Source organism: Psychrobacter sp. 5A.1, assembly GCF_030407455.1.
Taxonomy (GTDB): domain Bacteria; phylum Pseudomonadota; class Gammaproteobacteria; order Pseudomonadales; family Moraxellaceae; genus Psychrobacter.
The window spans coordinates 1-4,135 of the sequence record NZ_JASDDJ010000108.1; the positions used below are offsets into that span (position 1 = coordinate 1).

Here is a 4,135-nt window from a genome sequence, read left to right on the forward strand (position 1 = left end):
TGTATTCTTGGTCGAAAACAATAGATTAGTGAGATGCTCTTCTTTTTTCAATCACTTTTAAAGTTGAGAGTGGGGTTAAATAGATGAAAAATATGCCGATTACAGCACTATTATAAAGAAGTACGCTGTCAAAAGCCATGAGAAGTAGAGCTTTCATGAGGTAAACCATGGTAAAAACAGATAAAAGGTTCAATCAGACGATAAATGGTTCTCTTGCCTAAAATACCAAACAAATAACGATATTTTACCACTAAATACCACACTGTCAAAGAGGCAAGCTATATCATGATAAAACTCTGTGAAAAATGGTCATGGGCATTATGTCTTGCCATATTAATGCACATAGGGATTTTCTATATTTTCTATCTCAATTTTAATAAAGACGCATCGACACAGCCTACTAATAGCAATGAACTTATCGTTAGAGCATCAGCTAATAAATGGCTTAATCATGACCAGTCCACCCTCAACGACACAACCTATGTACCTACTCTTGATGCGACCAAAATCTCTAATAACATCAATAGCAACGTTAAAGAAACGAAGCCAACAACTCATGAAAAAACAATGACGCCACTAAATACACCAAAACAATCAGCACATTCACATGCTAAAGAAAAAAATAGCCCAAAACCTTCTAAAGCACCTGTCACTCCACCGGAAAAGACGATTCAAAAAAACAACCTGCTCAAATATCAAGAAAGCCAGACAAATGTATACCCACCAGCAAATAATGTCGAGTCTGTAAAGAGTATGAAAAATCGGGCAGGTCTATTAGATATAGACACTCCAAAAAAAGAACCTTCAATCAGTACCGATAAAGAATATCTGTCGATCAAATCCGAAGCAGAAGAAATCAACAGACAATTGAGCGCAGCCATCAAGGAAGTGAAGACACGTAATGAGCAAAAAATTGATGAAATGGAACACCTAAAAAACAACTTTGACAAAACATACCATCAAGACATTACTAGCGTCGCTGAGCAAGGGCTCGGTAATGACTAACGGTAATGACTAAACTGTCATGGCTTGAGTAAATTGGACTAAGACGCCGAGCCTATGAGGCCATTACAAATTCTGGTGGTGTTCTAAAAAGTATGCTGGCATCAGACGTAACCATAATTGACATAAAAGAACACCAGATCGAATACTTTAAAGTGATTATCAAGCTTTTTTGAGAAGCAACAAGTCTTTCTAACCGCTCGTCTTAACCGGTGTCTAAGACGGCAGTTATTACCTTCAATGCCTACCGTATGTTGTTTGCCAATTCGTTTGTTATCACTTTTAAAGGCGGTTATAAAACTGTCCCAGTTGTCCATGCTGATAGAGCCATAGCTGACTGTAAGCTGCTTTAAACGTACTCTTAACTTCTTAGCCGTTTTTAAGTCGCGTCTGCCCCAGACATAAGCGACAATCTCATTAGTAGCACGGTCATAAGCGTAGATGAGCCAGACTTTACGCTTCTTGCGATACACGTAAGTCCAGAATTCATCAACCTCTAAGCGTTCATAGTAGCGCTTCTTAGGTGCGATCTTATAAATAGATGAGCCTATGCTGCTCAATACTTTACCGATACTGACTGAGGCTATAATAGCTATGTCTCTAACGCCGCAACCATGAACCGTCATTAGCCGTATTTTATCTTCTATTTGAGAGTGACAACCTTGGTAGGTTAAAGCATGATCACCAATAAATTGTCGTTTGCAGTCCTTGCATTGGTAGTTCTGCTTGCCATAGCTTTTTATGCCGTATATCGAAAAACTGGGACTGTGACAGTCGAGGCAGCTGATATCTATTTGTGTCTTCATAACCTCAAATATATCATCTTGCTTTGGCTGTCACGCTCCTTTTATCTCCTCAGCATACTTTCTGATACACCACCAAAACAAAATTTAATCTTGTCACAAAGTCAAGGAATACTTTGACGTTCGATGGTCTCTCCAACGATGAATACAATGCACTTTTCGGTACAGGCTATCTAGACAACACTATGGTACCAGACGGTATATTCTGGGACGATAATGAAGATCCCGATGATGAGGGTGCACTAATCGCGTGGAATAATCCTTCTAAAGGTGGTTGGACATACGGCACACTAGATACTGAAGACAATATTGCCGCCAGACTTACTGATTTAGCAACTTCATTAGGCGTTAGTGTAGAGGACCTTGGTTATGAGTCAGGCAGCTTAGTACCTGAGACTATTGTGGCTGCGGCAACAGCGAATGGTTTATTTGAAGTTGAACCAGTCGAAGATCTACGTAATGCCAATCTGAATTACACAATGACGGTCGGTACTATTGACGGTGGTGAAGTAACAGTGCGCATTGCTCCAAAGTTTGCACCTATCGTCGCGAGTGCAACATCTGATTATCAGTTGCGAAATGCAATTTATGTGGATACGTTGGCCGAAGTTCCTTATCTAAACCTTCTAGGTAATAACGAAACTTATCAAGATGCCATCTCTGGTATTGAAGAGATGAGTGCAACTGAAAAATCGAAGTTCCTAAATAGTATCGGATTTGGTTACGCAGCAGCATTCACTAATATTGGCTTCGAGGCATCGCGTGATCAGTTAAGAGCCGTTACTAGATCTGTACCTTGGGATAGCATGAGTAATAATCAGGATGCTAATTCAAATAATGATAGTTGGTTAATGCAGGATGGTCTGTATGGTTTTGCTTCGCAAAGTGGCTCACGTTCATCATATGATCCAGTGAGTAATTCTCTAGGTTATGATATTGATGTTTATTCACTTTCTGCAGGTATAGAGAAGCGTCTAAACGGTACTAATTCCTCGCTAGGTTTGGCAGTAGGTTATACAGATTCAGAGGCAGAAGCGTATCAGAATCAAGGCAAGATAGATGCTGATGGTTACTCAGTAACAGCCTTTACACGAACTCGTTTTGGTGCGGGCGGCTTAGTGCAAGCCTCAGTCGGCTATCAAGATCTATCATATGACTCGTCACGGGAAGCACCGGATCAGTCCACCGCAACTGCAAATACCGACGGCTCACAGGTTTTCGCAGCATTAAATGTTGATTATTTGAAAGACATGGGCGGCTTTAAAGTAGGTCCTACGGCATCAATTGAATATTATGATGTTTCAGTTGACGGATTTACTGAAAATAGCGCAGGTATTTGGAATCTAGAAGTTGGAGATCAAGACTCTGATATCCTTCTAGCTTCTATCGGTGCCCGTGGTGAATATCAACTCCCTACTAGTAATACTCGTCTAACAGGTAGTGTTAAATACACAAACGCATCTGGCGATGATCTTGCTATCAAGAGCGGTTTCATAGACCAAAATGGTTTAGCACCTTACACAGTGAAAGGTATGGATGAAGACTTGATAGATGTGAGTGTTGGCGTTGATCATGTTATTAGAACTAATGCCTCTACTCAAGTTGCTGTATACGGTGGTTATAATGGAACATTTGGTAGTGACTATGATAGTCAAGGCCTACAAATTGGCTTAAACACTACTTTTTAGATAGATAAAATACTCACCTCTTCCTATTAAGGATTAAGATTTTATGAAAAGCCAGATACTAGATTATCTGGCTTTTTTATAAGTATGTATTGCGGTAAAGGCATTAATAGCAATCCCAAAAAGTACGATTTCTTTTATCTCTTGTGCCTTTGTAGCGATTTATAATTTCTCTAAATAGCGCTTTCTAAAACAACGCTCCAAGTATTTAGCACGATAGTAGTTTGATGAGGCAATTAGCATTACTCGACAGATTGGCTCGATCCCGTGATTATTTTTGTAGTCATCGATAAACTGACTAATTATCCAGTTTGCGGTCGAGCTCTGCCTGTGCGAAAAAGTCGTATTCTTGTGCATGACTTCATTCGCTTGTTTGAGCTCTTTAATACGCTGCCCCTATCTTCGTACTTGCACATTTTCAGGTATGGTTTTATTTATATGCTTTTATACCATTATGTCCGATCTTCAAGCCTACAGCCCCTGGTTACAATCTCTGACGCTATTACTTAGACAGCTAACCATGTGAATGTAAAGAAGTAAACGCCTAACGTTTTAATCAGCATATGAACGACACGTTCTTTTGTCTAAAGCATAGTAACTGACTGACTAAATGCAATTAATATATATTTTTGTATACTATACAAT

Annotated in this window: 3 protein-coding genes, 1 pseudogene and 1 other annotated feature; of the genes and pseudogenes, 3 read left to right on the plus strand and 1 reads right to left on the minus strand. The window is 39.5% G+C overall.

Features of this window, described 5'->3' with window-relative positions; translation table 11 throughout:
- The first annotated feature begins 285 nt into the window (after nt 1–285).
- A complete protein-coding gene (locus tag QL982_RS14125; protein WP_290165894.1) occupies nt 286–1,005 on the plus strand; it encodes a hypothetical protein in 720 nt (239 codons plus the stop codon).
- 101 nt (nt 1,006–1,106) lie between these two features.
- Here the strand turns inward: QL982_RS14125 and QL982_RS14130 are convergent, their stop codons facing one another.
- The gene (locus tag QL982_RS14130; RefSeq protein WP_290165891.1) at nt 1,107–1,808 is read right to left on the minus strand and encodes an IS1 family transposase; all 702 of its coding nucleotides are present in this window, start codon (nt 1,806–1,808) and stop codon (nt 1,107–1,109) included.
- 80 nt (nt 1,809–1,888) lie between these two features.
- Between QL982_RS14130 and QL982_RS14135 the strand changes: the two are divergent.
- Nucleotides 1,889–2,317, plus strand: a pseudogene (locus tag QL982_RS14135) (choice-of-anchor F family protein); the annotation flags it as partial.
- A 3-nt stretch (nt 2,318–2,320) separates the two neighbouring features.
- On the plus strand, nt 2,321–3,493 hold the full coding sequence (locus QL982_RS14140) for an autotransporter outer membrane beta-barrel domain-containing protein (protein ID WP_356645915.1): 1,173 nt from the start codon (nt 2,321–2,323) through the stop codon (nt 3,491–3,493).
- 225 nt (nt 3,494–3,718) lie between these two features.
- Nucleotides 3,719–3,834 (minus strand) — a sequence feature (AL1L pseudoknot).
- Nucleotides 3,835–4,135 lie beyond the last annotated feature (301 nt).

Coding starts and splice junctions, on each gene's coding strand:
- QL982_RS14125 (WP_290165894.1), top strand. CDS start 286: ATGATAAAACTCTGTGAAAAATGGTCATGGGCATTATGTCTTGCCATA.
- QL982_RS14130 (WP_290165891.1), bottom strand. CDS start 1,808: ATGAAGACACAAATAGATATCAGCTGCCTCGACTGTCACAGTCCCAGT.